The sequence below is a fragment of the Methylomonas rivi genome, from assembly GCF_024505165.1.
Classification (GTDB): Bacteria; Pseudomonadota; Gammaproteobacteria; order Methylococcales; family Methylomonadaceae; genus Methylomonas; species Methylomonas rivi.
The window spans coordinates 1-1,078 of sequence record NZ_JANIBK010000329.1; the positions used below are offsets into that span (position 1 = coordinate 1).

Consider the following 1,078-nt stretch of genomic DNA (forward strand, 5'->3'; position numbering starts at 1 on the left):
AATGGCGAGAAGCCGTCGCTATTGATCGGATGCTGATTTAATGTGCCATTGGAGGCGAAATTCCAATGCTTGTTAACTGTCGGAGCGGGTTTAATTCCGAATGGTTTATACTGCATGCTTTGTTTTTTAGGGATAATTCGCCATGAAAAAGACCAACGCCTCCACCGAAACTCCAGCTGCAAAAGTTAAAGTAGAACCCGCCGTTGCGCCCAAGGCTGCCGCCGAATCGGCGCCTAAGAAAACCGGCACCCGCCCGGCGCCGGAAAAAAAGCCCGCAACCGTGGCGCCAAAAGCCAAGGCCGAACCAGCGGTTCCGGCTGTCGCGGCAGACACTGCGGCGAAAAAACCCAGTCCTAAGGCCGTTGCGCCGGCAAAAACCAAAGCCAAAGCCTCCAAGCCCGAGGCAACGGCACCGGAATTGCCCATGCATGAACGGGTCGGTTTGACCGCCGGTAGTATTTGGCATTACTTGTCCGGAAACGGCGAGACGTCCGTTGCCAAATTGATAAAGGAGCTGCCGGAAGAGGAAAAAATCATCCAGCGCGGCATCGGCTGGCTGGCGCAGGAAGACAAAATCAGCATCGCTATCGCCGACCGGATTGAAGTAGTTGCCTTGAAGTAAGCGCCTTTGCCTTGGTTTCAGCCTTGGCTCGCAACCGCCGCGAGCCAAGGTTCTTTCAATCGTTGGCGTTAAGGCCGCCGGCTGAGGTTTTTCGCTTGAGGTTGCAGCCGGCCCCCGCCGCATTTGCCCCCCCCTACCCGCCCCATTATTTTCCTTACTTTCTTTAATCTCCCGCGGCTAAATTTAACCCAATCATAATTTCAGCCTCATCCGATTTTAAGCAGGGCTTTGTAGAATCCAATCCGTTCAAACAAATCCTTCAATCATCAACGTAAACGAATCGGGCGCGGCATGTTCGCGGCGTTCGTGCGGGCAACGAAATACGGGCAAAATAATGGTTATGTTTCTCGCCGGCGCGCCGGCGTTCTTCGGCTATTCGATGGATAAAATGTGCCGCGCGCTCGCGAGCGCGGCACTGGTTTTGCTGGCGGGCTGCGCAACCGAGCCGCCTTCGCC

The 1,078-nt window shown here is 55.1% G+C and carries 1 protein-coding gene; it reads left to right on the forward strand.

Annotation, left to right across the window (positions count from 1 at the left end):
• The first annotated feature begins 142 nt into the window (after positions 1-142).
• Positions 143-622, forward strand: a complete 480-nt coding sequence (locus NP596_RS21520; RefSeq protein WP_256617426.1) for a winged helix-turn-helix domain-containing protein — start codon at positions 143-145, stop codon at positions 620-622.
• The last annotated feature ends 456 nt before the right edge of the window (positions 623-1,078 follow it).

Bases quoted from the DNA above. Each gene is read 5' to 3' on its own strand.
- NP596_RS21520 (WP_256617426.1), top strand. From the start codon at position 143: ATGAAAAAGACCAACGCCTCCACCGAAACTCCAGCTGCAAAAGTTAAA.